This is a genomic window from Curtobacterium sp. MCLR17_043 (assembly GCF_003224215.1).
GTDB classification, from domain to species: domain Bacteria; phylum Actinomycetota; class Actinomycetes; order Actinomycetales; family Microbacteriaceae; genus Curtobacterium; species Curtobacterium flaccumfaciens.
This window is the reverse complement of sequence record NZ_QKLH01000003.1, coordinates 258,311-275,702: the sequence shown is the minus strand read 5'-3', so window position 1 is coordinate 275,702 and position 17,392 is coordinate 258,311. Positions and strand designations below refer to the sequence as shown.

Annotated in this window: 14 protein-coding genes and 2 tRNA genes; 13 read left to right on the top strand and 3 right to left on the bottom strand. The window is 67.5% G+C overall.

Going from position 1 to position 17,392, the window contains the following annotated elements; translation table 11 throughout:
• Nucleotides 1-14: 14 nt before the first annotated feature.
• The 10 genes from dnaA (at nucleotide 15) to DEJ03_RS04595 (ending at nucleotide 11,398) form a co-directional block, all read left to right on the top strand.
• Nucleotides 15-1,469: a chromosomal replication initiator protein DnaA gene (dnaA, locus tag DEJ03_RS04640; RefSeq protein ID WP_071404155.1), complete on the top strand. Its 1,455-nt coding sequence runs from the start codon at nucleotides 15-17 to the stop codon at nucleotides 1,467-1,469.
• A 407-nt stretch (nucleotides 1,470-1,876) separates the two neighbouring features.
• The gene (dnaN, locus tag DEJ03_RS04635) at nucleotides 1,877-3,022 is read left to right on the top strand and encodes a DNA polymerase III subunit beta (RefSeq protein WP_110863684.1); all 1,146 of its coding nucleotides are present in this window, start codon (nucleotides 1,877-1,879) and stop codon (nucleotides 3,020-3,022) included.
• A gap of 71 nt (nucleotides 3,023-3,093) precedes the next feature.
• The gene (gene gnd, locus DEJ03_RS04630; RefSeq protein WP_110863683.1) at nucleotides 3,094-3,981 is read left to right on the top strand and encodes a phosphogluconate dehydrogenase (NAD(+)-dependent, decarboxylating); all 888 of its coding nucleotides are present in this window, start codon (nucleotides 3,094-3,096) and stop codon (nucleotides 3,979-3,981) included.
• 31 nt (nucleotides 3,982-4,012) lie between these two features.
• Entirely contained in the window at nucleotides 4,013-5,308 is a 1,296-nt protein-coding gene (gene recF, locus DEJ03_RS04625; RefSeq protein ID WP_110863682.1) for a DNA replication/repair protein RecF, read from the top strand.
• Entirely contained in the window at nucleotides 5,308-5,808 is a 501-nt protein-coding gene (locus tag DEJ03_RS04620; RefSeq protein WP_027466919.1) for a DUF721 domain-containing protein, read from the top strand. The genes recF and DEJ03_RS04620 overlap by 1 nt, the downstream gene beginning before the upstream one ends.
• A gap of 133 nt (nucleotides 5,809-5,941) precedes the next feature.
• On the top strand, nucleotides 5,942-7,945 hold the full coding sequence (gyrB, locus tag DEJ03_RS04615) for a DNA topoisomerase (ATP-hydrolyzing) subunit B (protein WP_110863681.1): 2,004 nt from the start codon (nucleotides 5,942-5,944) through the stop codon (nucleotides 7,943-7,945).
• Between the two features lie 114 nt (nucleotides 7,946-8,059).
• Nucleotides 8,060-10,717 (top strand): DNA gyrase subunit A, encoded by a 2,658-nt coding sequence (gene gyrA, locus DEJ03_RS04610; protein ID WP_071404135.1) that lies wholly within the window; start codon nucleotides 8,060-8,062, stop codon nucleotides 10,715-10,717.
• Nucleotides 10,710-11,117 (top strand): DUF3566 domain-containing protein, encoded by a 408-nt coding sequence (locus DEJ03_RS04605; RefSeq protein ID WP_027466922.1) that lies wholly within the window; start codon nucleotides 10,710-10,712, stop codon nucleotides 11,115-11,117. The genes gyrA and DEJ03_RS04605 overlap by 8 nt, the downstream gene beginning before the upstream one ends.
• Nucleotides 11,118-11,192: 75 nt before the next feature.
• Nucleotides 11,193-11,269 (top strand) — tRNA-Ile (locus DEJ03_RS04600).
• 56 nt (nucleotides 11,270-11,325) lie between these two features.
• A tRNA-Ala gene (locus tag DEJ03_RS04595) sits at nucleotides 11,326-11,398 on the top strand.
• 460 nt (nucleotides 11,399-11,858) lie between these two features.
• On the opposite strand, the gene DEJ03_RS04590 is transcribed toward DEJ03_RS04595, so the two are convergent.
• The gene (locus DEJ03_RS04590) at nucleotides 11,859-12,434 is read right to left on the bottom strand and encodes a hypothetical protein (protein WP_110863680.1); all 576 of its coding nucleotides are present in this window, start codon (nucleotides 12,432-12,434) and stop codon (nucleotides 11,859-11,861) included.
• A gap of 115 nt (nucleotides 12,435-12,549) precedes the next feature.
• Between DEJ03_RS04590 and DEJ03_RS04585 the strand changes: the two genes are divergently transcribed.
• Together DEJ03_RS04585 and DEJ03_RS04580 are read left to right on the top strand one after the other, a co-directional pair.
• Nucleotides 12,550-13,089: a peptidylprolyl isomerase gene (locus DEJ03_RS04585; RefSeq protein WP_027466924.1), complete on the top strand. Its 540-nt coding sequence runs from the start codon at nucleotides 12,550-12,552 to the stop codon at nucleotides 13,087-13,089.
• A gap of 7 nt (nucleotides 13,090-13,096) precedes the next feature.
• Nucleotides 13,097-13,951, top strand: a complete 855-nt coding sequence (locus tag DEJ03_RS04580; protein ID WP_110863679.1) for a rhomboid family intramembrane serine protease — start codon at nucleotides 13,097-13,099, stop codon at nucleotides 13,949-13,951.
• Nucleotides 13,952-14,300: 349 nt separating this feature from the next.
• Here DEJ03_RS04580 and DEJ03_RS04575 read toward each other — a convergent pair whose 3' ends face one another.
• Nucleotides 14,301-14,555 carry a cell division protein CrgA gene (locus DEJ03_RS04575; RefSeq protein WP_071404137.1) on the bottom strand — a complete coding sequence of 85 codons (255 nt, stop codon included), beginning with the start codon at nucleotides 14,553-14,555 and terminating at the stop codon, nucleotides 14,301-14,303.
• Between the two features lie 81 nt (nucleotides 14,556-14,636).
• Between DEJ03_RS04575 and DEJ03_RS04570 the strand changes: the two genes are divergently transcribed.
• On the top strand, nucleotides 14,637-15,281 hold the full coding sequence (locus DEJ03_RS04570; RefSeq protein WP_110863678.1) for an aminodeoxychorismate/anthranilate synthase component II: 645 nt from the start codon (nucleotides 14,637-14,639) through the stop codon (nucleotides 15,279-15,281).
• Between the two features lie 271 nt (nucleotides 15,282-15,552).
• On the opposite strand, the gene pknB is transcribed toward DEJ03_RS04570, so the two are convergent.
• On the bottom strand, nucleotides 15,553-17,373 hold the full coding sequence (gene pknB / locus DEJ03_RS04565; RefSeq protein WP_258370500.1) for a Stk1 family PASTA domain-containing Ser/Thr kinase: 1,821 nt from the start codon (nucleotides 17,371-17,373) through the stop codon (nucleotides 15,553-15,555).
• Nucleotides 17,374-17,392 lie beyond the last annotated feature (19 nt).

Here is a 17,392-nt window from a genome sequence, read left to right as displayed (position 1 = left end):
GAGACGAGCGCGACATGACGATGCCGGCCGACCCCGTCGAGGACCTCTGGTCATCCGTACTCGGACTCCTCGCCGAGGACCCCCGCATCACGCCGCAGCTCCACGGGTTCCTGAACCTGGTCGAGCCGAAGGGCGTGCTCGCCGGCACCCTGTACCTCGAGGTCCCGAACGACCTGACCCGGGGCATGCTCGAACAGCGCATCAGGATCCCGATCACCGAGGCAGTCGGCCGCATCGGTGACGACTCGGTCGCGAACTTCGCCATCACCGTCAACCCGGACATGGCGTCGGAGCCGCGGGTTGACCCGAACGTCCCCGAGTACGCCGAGCCCGTGCAGGAAGCCGTCGAGCAGAGTGCCGCACCGCGCCAGTACATCGAGGCGCCGTTCGTCCCGAGCCAGATCGACTCTCCCGGCACCAGCGGTCGGCCCGAGTCGCGACTCAACCCGAAGTACAACTTCGACAACTTCGTCATCGGCTCGTCGAACCGGTTCGCCCACGCGGCAGCGGTCGCCGTGGCTGAGGCACCGGCCAAGGCCTACAACCCGCTCTTCATCTACGGGGACTCCGGGCTGGGCAAGACCCACCTGCTCCACGCCATCGGGCACTACGCCGAGAGCCTCTACCCGGGGATCCGCGTCCGGTACGTGTCGAGCGAGGAGTTCACCAACGACTTCATCAACTCGATCGCGAACAACCGCTCGAACCAGTTCCAGCAGCGGTACCGCGACATCGACATCCTGCTGATCGACGACATCCAGTTCCTGCAGGGGAAGGACTCCACGCAGGAGGCCTTCTTCCACACGTTCAACACGCTGCACGACCACAACAAGCAGGTCGTCATCACGTCCGACGTCGCGCCGAAGCACCTGACCGGGTTCGAGGACCGGATGCGATCGCGCTTCGAGTGGGGCCTGATCACCGACGTGCAGGCGCCCGAGCTCGAGACGCGCATCGCGATCCTCCGCAAGAAGGCACAGTCCGACCACCTGCAGGTGCCCGACGACATCCTCGAGTTCATGGCGTCGAAGGTGTCGAGCAACATCCGCGAGCTCGAGGGCACCCTGATCCGGGTCACCGCGTTCGCGAGCCTGAACCGGACGGCCGTGGACATGGCCCTGGTGCAGACGGTCCTCAAGGACCTGATCACCCTCGACGAGGACAACGTCGTCGCGCCGACGGACATCATCAACCACACCGCGGAGTACTTCAAGCTCTCCGTCGACGACCTGTACGGGTCGTCCCGCTCCCAGGCGATCGCCACGGCACGACAGATCGCGATGTACCTGTGCCGTGAGCTGACGAGCCTGTCCCTGCCCAAGATCGGGCAGCTGTTCGGCAACCGCGACCACACCACCGTGATGTACGCGAACAAGAAGATCACCGAGCTGATGAAGGAGCGTCGGTCGATCTACAACCAGGTCACCGAGCTCACCAGCCGCATCAAGCAGGACCGCCGTTACCGCTGAGATCGGCCCGTTCCCGGCCCCATCCACCATCTGAGACGGTTCCATGGGCCGGACTTCTCACAGTGTGGATAGCCTGTGGATAACTGTGGAGGACACGCCGCCCGGTTGTACACAGGTGGGGGGTCACCTGTGGAGACTGGGGATGGAAGTGGATAGATGAGATTCATTCATCCCGTTAACGCTCACACACCGCTCACAAGTCACAACCGTGTAGTTCCCTACTGCGGAGCGGGATGCACAGGGTTATCCACAGTGTGCACAGGCGTTAACACCATTACTCCTGGTTAACGATCAATCTCTGCGGGACAACCTTGTGGACGGCGGGATGACAAGAAATCCGGCCCCCGTCCGCCTGTGCCAGAATGGGGCGGCCGGACAGTCCAAGCCGATCGACAGGGGTTCCAGCTGTGAAGTTCGAGGTCAACCGGGACGTCTTCTCCGAAGCCGTCTCCTTCGCAGTGAAGCTCCTCCCGCAGCGCACGACCCTCCCGATCCTGTCGGGCGTCCTGATCCACGCCGACGGAGATCGTCTGACGCTCTCGTCGTTCGACTACGAGGTGTCGGCGCAGACGTCCATCTCGGCCCAGATCGACGAGCCGGGCACGGTCCTGGTCTCCGGTCGACTGCTCAACGACATCGCGAGCCGGCTGCCGAACGCCCCCGTGTCGTTCACCACCGAGGACGCCAAGATCTCCGTCTCCTGCGGATCGGCGCACTTCACGCTGCTGTCCATGCCCGTCGAGGAGTACCCGACGCTCCCGGAGATCGGCCCGCAGACCGGTGTGATCCCCGGCGACGCGTTCTCCGAAGCGGTGTCCCAGGTCGCCGTCGCCGCCAGCCGCGACGACGTCACCCCCGTCATCACGGGCGTGCAGCTCGAGGTCGGCGACAACGACCTCTCCCTCATCGCCACCGACCGCTACCGCGTCGCCGTCCGCACCATCGCGTGGGACTCCGGCCGAGTCGGCTCGGACCCCCTGCACGCACTGGTCCCGGCCCGCACCCTGCAGGAGGTCGGCCGCACGTTCGGTTCGGCGTCCACGGTGTCGGTCTCGATCAGCGGCAACTCCGACCGCGAGCTCATCGCGTTCCACGCCGACGACAAGACCGTGACGTCGTTGCTCATCAAGGGCAACTACCCGCCGGTCCGCCGGCTCTTCCCCGAGACCGTCAACGACCACGCGGTGATCAACACCGCGGAGCTCGTCGAGGCGGTCCGACGGGTCTCCCTCGTCCTGGAGCGCGAAGCGGCGCTCCGGTTCTCCTTCACGGTCGACGGGCTCACGCTCGAGGCGATCGGATCCGAACAAGCGCAGGCGTCAGAGTCGATCAGTGCGTTGTTGACCGGCGAGGAAACGGTGGTCTCGTTGAAGCCCGCCTTCCTCCTGGACGGGCTGAACGCGGTGCACTCCGAGTTCGTCCGCATCTCCTTCACCAAGACGGAGAACCCCAACAAGCCGGGCCCGGTGCTGATCACCGGCCAGACTTCGCAAGAGGCCGCAGAGACCGATGGATACCGGTACCTGCTGCAGCCGAACCTGCTGCTGCGATAGGCGCAACAGGCAACCTGCGCTGGCGCACACCACCGGCAGCATCAGCGCGACGACGAACAGAAGAGGAAATCATGCACATCGGTCTTGTCGGCCTTGGTCGCATGGGCAACAACATGCGTGCCCGTCTCCGCAACGCAGGGATCGAGGTCACCGGGTACGACGCGAACCCCGCCGTCTCGGACGTCGCCGACCTCGGCGCCCTCGCCGCTGCCCTCCCGGAGGGCAAGCGTCTCGTGTGGGTCATGGTCCCGCACGGCAAGATCACCGACGACGTGATCACCGACCTGGCCGGCGTCCTCGGCGAGGGCGACCTGGTCATCGACGGTGGCAACTCGAAGTGGCTGGACGACACCACGCACGCCGAGCAGCTCGCTGCGCGCGGCATCCGCTACATGGACGCCGGCGTCTCCGGTGGCGTCTGGGGCAAGGACAACGGCTACGGCCTCATGGTCGGCGGTGACGCCGCGGACGTCGAGTTCGCGATGCCCGTGTTCGACGCGCTGCGCCCCGAGGGTCCCCGTGAAGAGGGCTTCTCGCACGCCGGCCCGATCGGCGCCGGCCACTACGCGAAGATGGTCCACAACGGCATCGAGTACGCGATCATGCAGGCGTACGGCGAGGGCTACGAGCTCCTCGAAGCCAAGGACCTGATCACCGACGTCCCCGCCGTGTTCGCCGGCTGGCAGCGCGGAACGGTCGTCCGTTCCTGGCTGCTCGACCTGATGGTGCTCGCGCTGAACGAGGACCCGAAGCTCGACGAGCTCGAGGGCTACGTCGAGGACTCGGGTGAGGGCCGCTGGACGCTCGAAGAGGGCATCGAGCTCGCCGTGCCGATGCCGGCGCTCTCGGCGTCGATCTTCGCGCGCTTCGTCTCGCGCCAGGGCAGCGCCTCGCCGACGATGAAGGCCGTCGCGGCGCTCCGCAACCAGTTCGGCGGTCACGCCGTCAAGAAGTCCTAGGACTTCCCGGGGGAACCCGGACTCGGCCCGCGTGCACGTCGACCATCTCCAACTGTCCGACTTCCGGAACTACCGGGAGGCGGACGTCGACCTCGCACGCGGGCCGAACCTGTTCGTCGGGCGCAACGGACAGGGCAAGACCAACCTGGTCGAGGCGATCGGGTACCTCTCCACCCTCGGCTCGCACCGCGTCCCCACCGACGCAGCGCTCGTCCGCCAAGGATGCGACGCCGCGATCGTCCGGGCTCGACTCGCGCACGAGGACCGCAGCATCCTCGCCGAGGTGCAGATCAACCGCACCGGTGCGAACCGTGCGCAGGTGAACCGCTCCGCGATCAAACCGCGCGAGCTGCCGCGCTACTGCACGAGTGTGCTCTTCGCCCCGGAGGACCTCGCCCTCGTGCGGGGCGAGCCGGCCGGGCGACGCCGGATGCTCGACGAGCTCCTCGGCCAGATCGCACCGCGGATGCAGGGCGTGCTCGCCGACTACGACCGCACGCTCCGACAGCGGAACACCCTGCTCAAGTCAGCCCGTGCCACCGGCGCGAAGGCGAACGCCCTGTCGACGCTCGACGTCTGGGACGACCGGCTCGTCGGACTCGGCGCGGAGATCGTCGCGGCCCGTGACCACCTGACCCGGCGGCTCGCTCCCTTCGTGGCCGAGGCCTACGCGACCGTCGCCGGCGAGCACCACGACGCCTCGATCACCGGCGTCCTGTCGATCCGCGGTGGCGACCCCGAGTCCGCGGCAGCCACCGACCCCGTGCTCGGGACCCCCGACGAGCCCGTCACGGTCGCGTCGGCGGCCGAGGCCTTCGCGGCCGCGCTCGAGCGTCGTCGCCGGGACGAACTCGACCGCGGGCTCACCCTCGTCGGACCGCACCGGGACGACGTTCTGTTCCAGCTCAACGGGTTACCAGCCCGCGGGTACGCCAGCCACGGCGAATCCTGGTCCTTCGCGCTGGCCATCCAGCTCGCGAGCGCCTCGATCCTGCGCGCCGAGTCGAACCTGGGTGACCCGATCATCATCCTCGACGACGTCTTCGCCGAACTCGACGAATCGCGGCGGGAACGGCTGGCGAACGCCGTCGCCGACTACGAGCAGGTGCTCATCACGGCCGCGGTGTTCAACGACGTGCCCCCGAAGCTGGCGGCGCACACCGTGCGGATCGAGGCGGGCACGATCGTGACCGACGAGGCGGACGCGACCCGGGCCTCCAGTCCGGCGACGGACGCGACGGACGCGACCGACGCGACGGAGCCGACGGACGCGGACAGCAAGACCGACCCGACCGACACCCCCACCCCCGCCGAAGCCGACGCCTGATGCCGAAGCCCCGCAAGCCCACCGAACCCTCGCAGGTGTACCGCCACCTGCGCGCGGTGTTCGGCGACCCGTCCAAGCGCGGCACCGATGCCCGCCGCCGCCGTGCCCGCGAGTTCGACGCCGACACCGTGCCGTACGGGCGCGGCCGCGAGCCGAAGGGGCTCGCGGACATCGTCGGTTCGCTCGCTCAGGAACTCGGTTGGACCGAACCCCTCGCCCGCTCCGAGCTCTTCGTGGACTGGCCGAGCGTCGTCGGCGAGGAGCTGGCGAAGCACTCCCGACCGGTCACCATCGAGGACGGCGCACTCGTCATCCGGTGTGACTCGACGGCCTGGGCGACCCAGCTCCGACTGATGCGTGCGACGGTCACGACGACCATCGCGGAACGGCACCCCGAAGCCGGGGTCGAGTCGATCAGGGTTTCCGGCCCGGACGCCCCCACGTGGAAACGCGGCCCCAGGACGGTCCAGGGGCGCGGTCCTCGCGACACCTACGGTTGAGGCGACGAAATCATCCTGGAGTGCCAGAAAAGCCCGTCTGCGGGGCAGATGAGCCCTCGAAAGAGGGGGCTCTGCGATAGACTGGGAGATGCAGTGCGCGGGCGTTCCGCGCGCAGGCAGGAGCACGCTCGACATGGCATCAGAATCTGAAGACGACCCGCAGAACCCGCTCGACGCGGAGACCCCGCAGAGCGAACCGTCCTACGGAGCAGACCAGATTCAGGTGCTCGAGGGGCTCGAGGCGGTCCGCAAGCGTCCCGGTATGTACATCGGTTCGACGGGGCCCCGCGGTCTGCACCACCTGGTCCAGGAGATCGTCGACAACTCCGTCGACGAGGCCCTCGCCGGGTACTGCGACACCATCGACGTCACCATCCGTGAAGACGGTGGTGTCCGCGTGGTCGACAACGGCCGTGGCATCCCGGTCGGCATCCACGCGGCCGAGGGCGTTTCGACCGTGCAGGTGGTCCTGACGGTCCTGCACGCCGGTGGCAAGTTCGGCGGCGGCGCCTACGCGGTGTCCGGTGGTCTGCACGGTGTCGGTTCCTCCGTCGTGAACGCACTGAGCTCCGAGCTCGACGTCGAGGTCCGGCAGCAGGGTCACGTCTGGCGCCAGAGCTACACCGACGGCGTCCCGGTCGCACCGCTGACCAAGGACGAACCGTCCGACGAGCACGGCACCACGATCACCTTCTGGCCGAACGCCGAGATCTTCGAGACCGTCGTCTTCGACTACGAGACCCTGCGCACACGGTTCCAGCAGATGGCGTTCCTGAACAAGGGCCTGCGGATCAACCTGCGCGACGAGCGCACCCCCGAAGAAGGGGAAGAGGCGCGCAACGACTCCTTCATGTACGAGCGCGGTCTCGCCGACTACGTCGAGTACATCAACGCGCAGAAGAAGGCCGACCTCGTCCACCCCGACGTCATCGGCTTCGAGTCCGAGGACCCGGACCGCAAGATCGCGCTCGAGGTCGCGATGCAGTGGAACACCTCGTACCAGGAGAGCGTCCACACCTTCGCGAACACGATCAACACGCACGAGGGCGGCACCCACGAAGAGGGCTTCCGTGCCGCGCTCACGACCCTCGTCAACCGCTACGCGCGCGAGACGAAGATCATCAAGGAGAAGGACGACAACCTCACGGGTGACGACATCCGCGAAGGGCTGACGGCCGTCATCTCCGTGAAGCTCGGCGAGCCGCAGTTCGAGGGGCAGACGAAGACCAAGCTCGGCAACACCGAGGCGAAGTCGTTCGTGCAGCGCGTCGTCGGCACCGAGCTGACCCACTGGTTCGAGAGCAACCCGACGCAGGCACGCGACGTCGTCCGCAAGGCGATCCAGGCGTCGCAGGCGCGGCTCGCCGCCCGCAAGGCGCGCGAGACCACCCGCCGCAAGGGGCTGCTCGAGTCGGGCGGCATGCCCGGCAAGCTCAAGGACTGCCAGTCGAAGGACCCGACCGTGTCGGAGATCTTCATGGTCGAGGGTGACTCCGCCGGCGGTTCCGCCGTGCAGGGCCGCAACCCGATGACCCAGGCGATCCTGCCCCTGCGCGGCAAGATCCTGAACGTCGAGAAGGCCCGGCTCGACCGCGCCCTCGCCAACCAGGAGATCCAGTCGATGATCACGGCGTTCGGTGCCGGCATCGGTGAGGACTTCGACCCGGACAAGGCCCGGTACCACAAGATCGTGCTGATGGCCGATGCCGACGTCGACGGCCAGCACATCACCACGCTGCTGCTCACGCTGCTGTTCCGCTACATGCGTCCGCTCATCGAGCACGGCTACGTGTACCTCGCGCAGCCGCCGCTCTACCGCCTGAAGTGGTCGAACTCGGCGCACGAGTACGTGTTCAGCGACCGGGAGCGCGACGCCCTGATGCAGGCCGGCCTCGCAGCCGGCAAGCGCATCCCGAAGGACAACGGGATCCAGCGCTACAAGGGCCTCGGCGAGATGGACTACAAGGAGCTCTGGGACACCACCATGAACCCGGACACCCGCACGCTGCTGCAGGTCACGCTGGAGGACGCGGCTGCGGTGGACAGCACCTTCTCGACGCTGATGGGTGAAGACGTCGACGCACGTCGCCAGTTCATCCAGCAGAACGCCAAGGACGTCCGCTTCCTCGACATCTAACGGCCAGGAGGCGCGGCGTGAGCCGCGTCGACCAGTCCTGACCACCTGTGGTCGCGCCCGGTGCGACCAACGGAACCACAGCCTCCAGGCTGTCCAGAAAGGGAACGAAGCCACATGGCTGACGACAACGAGAACGGCGCCGACGAGCAGCCCGAGATCGTCCACGGCGACAGCGGGGACATCGTCGTCTCCGGTGACCGCATCTCGCAGGTCGACCTGCAGCTCGAGATGCAGCGCTCGTACCTCGACTACGCGATGTCGGTCATCGTCGGTCGTGCCCTGCCGGAGGTCCGCGACGGCCTCAAGCCGGTGCACCGCCGTGTGATCTACGCGATGTTCGACGGCGGCTACCGCCCGGACCGTGCGTTCTCGAAGTGCTCCCGCGTCGTCGGTGACGTCATGGGCCAGTTCCACCCGCACGGTGACTCGGCGATCTACGACGCCCTCGTCCGCCTGGTGCAGCCGTGGTCGCTCCGGTACCCGCTCGCGCTCGGCCAGGGCAACTTCGGTTCGCCGGGCAACGACGGCGCCGCCGCTCCGCGGTACACCGAGACGAAGATGGCGCCGCTCGCGCTCGAGATGGTCCGCGACATCGACGAGGACACCGTCGACTTCCAGGACAACTACGACGGCCGCACCCAGGAGCCGGCGATCCTGCCGGCCCGGTTCCCGAACCTGCTCGTCAACGGCTCGGTCGGCATCGCGGTCGGCATGGCCACGAACATCCCACCGCACAACCTGCGCGAGGTCGCCGAGGGCGCCAAGTGGGCGCTCGACAACCCCGACGCCACCCGTGAAGAGCTGCTCGCCGCGCTCATGCAGCGCATCAAGGGCCCGGACTTCCCGACGGGTGCACAGGTGCTCGGCACCAAGGGCATCCAGGACGCCTACCGCACCGGCCGTGGTTCGATCACGATGCGTGCTGTCGTCTCGGTGGAGGAGATCCAGGGTCGCACCTGCCTCGTCGTCACCGAGCTGCCGTACCAGGTCAACCCCGACAACCTGGCGATCAAGATCGCCGAGCTGGTCAAGGACGGCAAGCTCGCCGGTGTCGCCGACATCCGTGACGAGACCTCCGGCCGTACCGGGCAGCGCCTGGTCATCGTGCTGAAGCGTGACGCCGTCGCCAAGGTCGTGCTGAACAACCTGTACAAGCACACCCAGCTGCAGGAGAACTTCGGCGCGAACATGCTCGCGATCGTCGACGGGGTGCCCCGCACCCTGCCGCTCGACGGCTTCATCTCGGCGTGGGTCGCCCACCAGGTCGACGTCATCGTCCGCCGCACGCAGTTCCGTCTGCGCGAGGCCGAGAAGCGCGCCCACATCCTGCGTGGCTACCTGGCTGCACTCGACGCCCTCGACGAGGTCATCGCGCTCATCCGTCGCTCGCCCGACGTCGAAGAGGCCCGCACCGGCCTGATGGACCTGCTGTCCGTCGACGAGATCCAGGCGCGCGCGATCCTCGAGCTGCAGCTCCGTCGTCTCGCCGCCCTCGAACGTCAGAAGATCCACGACGAGGCCGAGGAGCTCGAGCGCAAGATCGCCGACTTCCAGGACATCCTCGGGTCGGAGAGCCGCCAGCGCTCGATTATCCGCGACGAGTTGAGCGAGATCGTCGACCGCTTCGGCGACGACCGCCGTACCGAGATCATGTTCGGCTACGACGGCGACATGTCGATGGAAGACCTGATCCCTGAAGAGGAGATGGTCGTCACCATCACCCGCGGTGGCTACGTCAAGCGCACGCGCAGCGACCAGTACCGCTCGCAGCACCGTGGCGGCCGAGGTGTCCGCGGGGCCCAGCTCCGCGCCGACGACATCGTCGAGCACTTCTTCGTCACGACGACGCACCACTGGCTCCTGTTCCTCACCGACCAGGGCCGGGTCTACCGCGCGAAGGCGTACGAGCTGCAGGAGGCCGGCCGCGACGCGAAGGGCCAGCACGTCGCGAACCTGCTCGCGATGCAGCCCGACGAGCAGATCCAGCAGGTGCTCGACATCCGCGACTACGAGGTGGCGCAGTACCTGGTCCTCGCGACCGAGCACGGTCTGGTGAAGAAGACCGCGCTCACGGAGTACGACACGAACCGCACCGGCGGCATCATCGCGATCAACCTGCGCGACGGCGACAAGCTCCGGCAGGCGCTGCTCGTCGACGAGCACGACGACCTGCTCCTGGTGTCCCGCCAGGGCATGTCGCTCCGGTTCACGGCGACGAACGACACCCTGCGTCCGATGGGTCGCTCGACCTCGGGTGTGAAGGGCATGTCCTTCCGCGACGGCGACTCGCTGCTCGCGGCCCGGGTCGTCTCCGACGACGGCTTCGTCTGGGTGATGACCGAGGGTGGCTACGCCAAGCGCACCGCGGTCGACCAGTACCGGGTGCAGGGCCGTGGTGGTCTGGGCATCAAGGTGGCCAAGTTGGCGCTCGACCGAGGCGATCTTGTGGGCGCTCTCATCGTCGGCGAGGACGACGAGGTGCTCGTCGTGCTGCAATCGGGCAAGGTGGTAAGGTCTGCCGTGGCCGAGGTCCCTGCCAAGGGCCGTGACACGATGGGCGTCGTCTTCGCGAGGTTCGCGGAGAACGACCGGATCATCGCGGTGGCCCGGAACACCGAGCGGAACCTGGACGACCAGGACGACGCCGAGATCGAGCCCGCGGGCCCGGTGGAGACGGTCAGCCCAGCCGAAGCGGCCCCGGATTCCACTGATCCCATCGACACCGAGCCCGTCGCAGACGAGGCCGGAGAGGACCAGTCAAGCAATGAGTAGTGTCGCCGAGAAGCTCCAGAAGAAGGCGAAGCGACCCGTCGGCACCCGCCAGGTGCGGTTGCGACTGGTCTACGTCGACTTCTGGTCGATGGTGAAGCTGAGCTTCCTCATCGCCCTGGCCGGCAGCATCGTGATCGTGGTCGCCACGGCACTGGTGTGGGTCATCCTCAACCAGACGGGTGTGTTCACCCAGGTCGACGCCCTGTTGAAGGACGTCACCGGGCAGAACAGTTACTCGATCATGGACCAGTTCTCGCTGGGCCAGGTCCTCGGGTTCTCCATCGTCGTGGGCATCCTCAACGTGGTCGTCGGCACCGTGCTCGGCGCCATCGTGAGCGTGCTCTACAACCTCAGTGTTCGGATCACGGGCGGTCTGCTCGTGGGCTTCACGAACAACTGACACACCCGGGCCGGATGGGCCCACTGCTCGATTTCGTTCCGGCGGGATCGTACGGTAGGCTTTCATCCGGTCTGAGGGGCTATAGCTCAGGCGGTTAGAGCGCTTCGCTGATAACGAAGAGGTCCAAGGTTCAAGTCCTTGTAGCCCCACCAGTTCTCCGGAACAGCACGACAATCCCATCCTGTCGCCGATCACCTCGGTGGCACTCGGGGCCTTAGCTCAGTTGGTAGAGCGCCTGCTTTGCAAGCAGGATGTCGGGAGTTCGATTCTCCCAGGCTCCACTCGCATCAGCCCCTGGTTGCCGACTCCGTCGTCTTCCCAGGGGCTTCGTTCTGTGCCCATGCGCGCCGCCGCCCCTGCGGCGCGATCGTCGCGGGCGGCTCGGTCGTCGTGCTGGTCTGCGTGCCTTCGGCGACGCGCCGCTCCGCGATGGCTGGGACCTCCACTCGCCGTGCGGCCGGCATCTTCTCGAGTGGTCACGACATGCCGCGTGTGGTTCGCCGAGGTCGCCGGAACTGTCGTCTGCGCGTCCTCCGCACGACAGGTTGCGACCTCTCGGCGGCGTCACCGGGGCGTGTTGCGTGAGCGCGTGGCGGACGGGAGGCGCGGGGCCAGGCCGGTACGGGCCTCCAGGTCGGTGGGTGGGTGCGTTCACGGCACGCGGTGCGCCGGTTCAGTGCGTGCCCGGGGAACGACGAAGGGCCCCGGCAGCAGCCGGGGCCCTTCGTACGAACCGGGAGGTCAGGCGGCGGGCTTCTCCGCCGTGTCAGCGTCGTCGGCGACCCACAGGTCGTCGTCGGCGCGGAGCGTCTGGTACGCGGCGTACGCAGCACCGGCGACGGCGACGACGCCGACGATGATGAGTGCGACTCCGCCGAAGCCGAGACCCTTCTTCTGCTGCGACGGGACGTACTTCGCGGCAGCCTTCTTCGCGCTCTTGCTCTTCTTGTGCGCGTTCTTCACGATCTTCTTGACCCGGGGGTCCTTCGCGAGGTCGGTCACGCTCAGCACCGAGCCAGCGGTCGAGACGAGTCCGGGGACCACCTCGGACTGGAACTTGTGCGAAGCGCTCTGCGCTGCCGAGGTGGCAGCGTGCACGCCGGTGGCGAACGCGGGACGGATCCCGTTGTCGATCGCGTTCTGCACGCGGGGTGCGATGTCCTTGCGAGCTGCGTCCGCGGCGTTCGACCGGGCCTCAGCCAGGATCGCGTTCGCGTGCTCGAGGACCTTGCGCTGCTCGCCGAGGAGCGAGGCGGTCTGGCCCTTGAGCTTCTTGATCTGCTTCCGACGCTTTCGCGGGATCTCGATCGTCGTCATCTGGTACCTCCATCGGATCGGCGTGACCCCATCCTGCCACCACACTGCCTGACAGGTCACGGAACCGCAGCTGTGCAATCCGTCCGCGGTCAGGAGTACATGCGAGAATCGGAACATGTCTCTGCACACCGCTGTCGCAACGATCCACACCAACAAGGGCGACATCCGCGTCAACCTGTTCGGCAACCACGCACCGAAGACCGTCAAGAACTTCGTCGACCTCGCCACGGGCCAGCAGGAGTGGACCCACCCCGGCACGGGCAAGGTCTCGACCGACAAGCTCTACGACGGCGTGATCTTCCACCGCATCATCAAGGACTTCATGATCCAGGGCGGCGACCCGCTCGGCCAGGGCATCGGTGGCCCCGGGTACCGCTTCGACGACGAGATCTCCCCGGAGCTCACGTTCCAGAACCCCTACATCTTCGCCATGGCGAACGCCGGCATCCAGGGCGGCCGCGGCACCAACGGCTCGCAGTTCTTCATCACCACGGTGGCGACGCCGTGGCTGCAGGGCAAGCACACCATCTTCGGTGAGGTCGCCGACGACGAGTCCCGTGCGGTCGTCGACGCGATCGAGGGCGTCCCGACCGACGGTCGTGACAAGCCCGTCGAGGACGTCGTCATCCAGAGCATCGACGTCGAAGGCGTCTGACCAGCACGTGACCGACCAGGCGTACAACCCGAACAACACCTGCTACCGGCATCCGGACCGGCAGAGCTTCGTGCTCTGCCAGCGCTGTGGGCGGACGATCTGCCCGGAGTGCCAGACGCCGGCGGCGGTCGGGGTGCACTGCCCGGAGTGCGTGCGTGAACAGCGCGCACAGTTCGCAGCGAACCGTCGAGCGTCCGGAGCCCCCAGTGGGTTCACGGTCGCTCGGCGGCGCTTCGCCATGCTCGACCAGAAGGGCACCACCGTCATCGTGGCGATCACGGTGGCGATCTGGTTGCTCGACCAGGTCAGCGGGCGGTTCTTCACGAGCTTGCTCGCCTACAACTCGTTCCTGCTGCCGACGCAGCCCTGGCGTGTGGTGACTTCGTTGTTCGTGCACTCGGGCCTCTTCCACATCCTGTTCAACATGTGGGCGCTCTGGATCTTCGGTCGGATGCTCGAGAACATGCTCGGCACCTGGCGGTTTGTGGCGCTGTACTTCATCACGGGGATCTTCGGCTCCATGCTCGTCACATTCCTGGCGCCCGGGACGACCGTGCTGGGTGCTTCGGGTGCGATCTTCGGGCTGTTCGCCGCGTTCTTCGTGCTGCAGCGCAGTCTGGGGAACAACGCCGTGCAACTCCTCGTGCTCATGGGACTGAACCTGGTCATCGGGTTCCTGCCCGGAGTCAACATCTCGTGGCAGGCGCACGTGGGCGGGATTATCGGTGGCTTCCTGATGGGCTTCGTCTTCGCACAGACGCGCAACGTCCGGAAGCGTCCGCTGCAGATCGCGCTGATCATCGGTGCGGCGGTGCTCGGCATCGCGCTCACCGCTGTGGGCTACGCGGTCACGATCGGCTGACACCGCCACAACGTTTCCCGAACGCCCCGTCGCACTGCGGCGGGGCGTTCGTCGTTCCCAGGGCTGCTCGCGTCCTGCTCATCCACAGCTGTCCACAGCGCTGCTGCGAGTTATCCACAGGTGTGGAGAAGTCGGTGAGTTACACCAGTGTGATTATCCCCACTGTGGAATCGGTTGTGGATAACTCCGGGGTCGGGGTGTGGATGACGGTGTGGAGAGTGGGGAAAGATGTGGAGAACGGCGAGATCCTCGAGGATGTGCGTTCCAGGAGCGCTTGAGCTTGTGGAGAACCACGACGCCCGCCGCACCTTGCGGTGCGACGGGCGTCGGGAGAACAGCGGGCTGAGGGTCAGCGCCAGCGAGTGGTCATGAGGAAGCCGACGAACATGATGCCGAAGCCGACGACGATGTTCCACGAGCCGAGGCTCGGAACCGGCAGCGTGGCGTTCGAGATGTAGAAGACGATCACCCACACCAGACCGATGAGCATGAAGCCGAACATGACCGGCTTGAACCACACCGGGTTCGGGGCGTCCCCCGCGGTGTCGACCGAGTCAGCTCGGGTCGTCCGGGCGGGCTTGGTGCGGTCCTTGTCCTTGGCCATGGCCGGTATCCTACCGTGACCACGTGTGTGGATCGGCCCGCGGACCGCCGCACACATCCCCCACGAGTACGGTGAACCGCCATGACCAGGATCCTCGTCGTCGACAACTACGACAGCTTCGTCTACACGCTCAACGGGTACGTGCAGCAGCTCGGCGCCGATACCGATGTCGTGCGCAACGATGCCTTCCCCGAGTCCGAGATTGCCGACCGCATCGCCGAGTACGACGGCGTGCTGCTGTCGCCCGGCCCGGGAACACCGGCGGCTGCCGGCGTCTCGATCCCTACGGTGCACGCGGCCATCGCCGCCGAGACCCCGCTGCTCGGCGTCTGCCTGGGACACCAGGCCATCGCGGAGGCACTCGGCGCCACGGTCACGCACGCCGAGGAGCTCATGCACGGCAAGACCTCCGAGGTCGACCACGACGACAGCGCGCTCTTCGCCGGTGTCCCGCACCCCTTCACGGCCACGCGCTACCACTCGCTCGCGATCGTCGACGGTACCGTCCCCGACGAACTCACCGTGACTGCGCGCACCGAGGGCGGGGTCATCATGGGCGTCCAGCACCGGGCGCACCCCGTGTTCGGCGTGCAGTTCCACCCGGAGTCGGTCCTGACCGAGGGCGGGTACCGCATGGTCGGCAACTGGCTCGAGACCACCGGGCTGTCCGGCGCAGCCGAGCGCGCCGCCGACCTCGGGCCGCTCATCGCGACGCACCGCGCCTGACGAGCGTCCCATGGCGGCAGACGCCGTCGTGTCACCGAGACGCCGCCGGATCCGGCGGCGTCTCGTCCGTTCCGGGGCGTCGTGCCGACACGACGGCGTCTTCCGGCACTGGACCGCACCGTCTGCGTGACGTGCCGTCGGTTGCGGGCGGGCACCGTGCCTCCAGGCCGTCAGGAGCGGAGGCGACGAGCAAACGTGCCTGTGGGCACGGAGGACGGACTGGAGGCCCGTCACCCGTCCGTCAGGACGGTCGCGTCACGAGACGGTCGGCTCAGCGGCCGTCGTCACCCTGGTCGTCGCCGCGATCGTTCTTCCCGCTGTCGCCGCTGTCGTTGTTGTTGCTGGACGAGGGTGCCTTCGGCGGCGCCGCAGCTCGTGCGCAGTAGGTGAGCGTGACGGCACTGCCCTGGGTGACGTCTCCGGCAGGGGTGTCCTGCTGGGTCACGAGCCCGCCGGTGCACGAGTAAGACGGCGCCGGGTTCACGGTGAGCCCGAGCTGCTCGACGGTGGCCTTCGCGGCCGAGTACTGCTGCTGCGTCACGTCGGGCAGCTGCACCTTGCCGTTGGAGATCGTGAGGTTGATCACGATGCCCTTGGTGTGCAGGGAACCCGACTCGGGGTCCGAGCTCAGCACCGTGCCCTCGGGGACGTCGGCCGAGTAGTCACTCGAGATCGCGCCGAGGCGGAATCCGGCATCGTCGAGGGACTGTTGCGCAGCCGCTTGCGATTGCCCGTTGAGCTCGGGCACGGGGACGCGTTCCGGGCCGAGGGAGACCACGACGTTGACGTTCTGGTTGCGCCCGACGTTCACCCCGGAGCCCGGGTCCGTCCGGATGACCGTGCCCTTGTCGACGCTGTCGGAGTTCTCCTCGACCTTGACGGGCTTGAGGTCCTTCTTGTCGAGGGCGCTGGCCGCGGCGCTGTAGGTCGACCCCGCCACGTTGGGCACGCTGACCGAGGACGACACGGGCGGCTTGCCCGGCTGCAGGTTCGCGACGAAGAACACCACGGCGACGATGACCGCGACGGTGAGCAGGATGCCGACCCAGATCCACGCGACCGGAGGTCGGTTCTGGGTGCGCTGGGGTCGGTGCTCGGCGGTGTCGTCGTCGAGTTCACGGAACGCCGATGCGGCGTTGGTCGTCGTGCGGGGGTCGACGCCGAAGAGCACGGTCGAGGCGTCGTTCGCCGCGTTCTGCTGCTGCTTCTTCGTGGACGCGGGCACCCGGCCGGCTGCGGCCTGCTGCAGGTCCGAGCGGAACTCGGCCGCGTTCTGGAACCGGCGCGTGCGGTCCTTGACCAGGGCGTGGAGGGTCACTGCGTCGAGGGCCGGTGACACGTCGGGCGAGATCGTCGACGGTGCGACCGGCTGCTCGCTGACGTGCTGGTAGGCGACCGCCACCGGGGTGTCCCCGAGGAACGGTGCGCGACCGGTGAGGAGCTCGAAGAGCACGACGCCGGTGGAGTAGAGGTCGGTGCGGGCGTCGACGGTCTCGCCGCGGGCCTGCTCCGGTGAGAAGTACGAGGCGGTTCCGAGGATCGACGTGGTCTGCGCGACCGTCGCCGAGGTGTCGGTGATGGCCCGGGCGATGCCGAAGTCCATGACCTTGACCTGGCCGGTGTGGGTGACCATGACGTTGGCGGGCTTGATGTCGCGGTGGACCACGCCCGCACGGTGCGAGTACTCGAGCGCGGTGAGGATGCCCTCGGTGATGCGCACGGCTTCGTCCGGGGCGACGGCGCCCTCGGCGATGATGTCGGAGAGCGGACGGCCCTCGACGTACTCCATGACGATGAAGGGGACCTGCACCTCGGCGCCCGACGGCTCGGAAACCGTCTCTTCGCCGGCGTCGTACACGCGGACGACGGTGGGGTGGGCCATGCGTGCAGCGGCCTGGGCTTCCTGCCGGAACCGCGTGCGGAAGGCCGGGTCGTTGGCGAGGCTCGGCTTGAGGAGCTTCACCGCGACCTTGCGGCCGAGGCGGGTGTCGTTGCCGAGGTGCACGGTCGCCATGCCGCCCCGACCGATGACGTCACCGATCTCGTAGCGATTGGCGAGGAGCGTGATCCCCGCGGTCACACCTTCTGGCACGTACTCCTCCGTCTGTTCG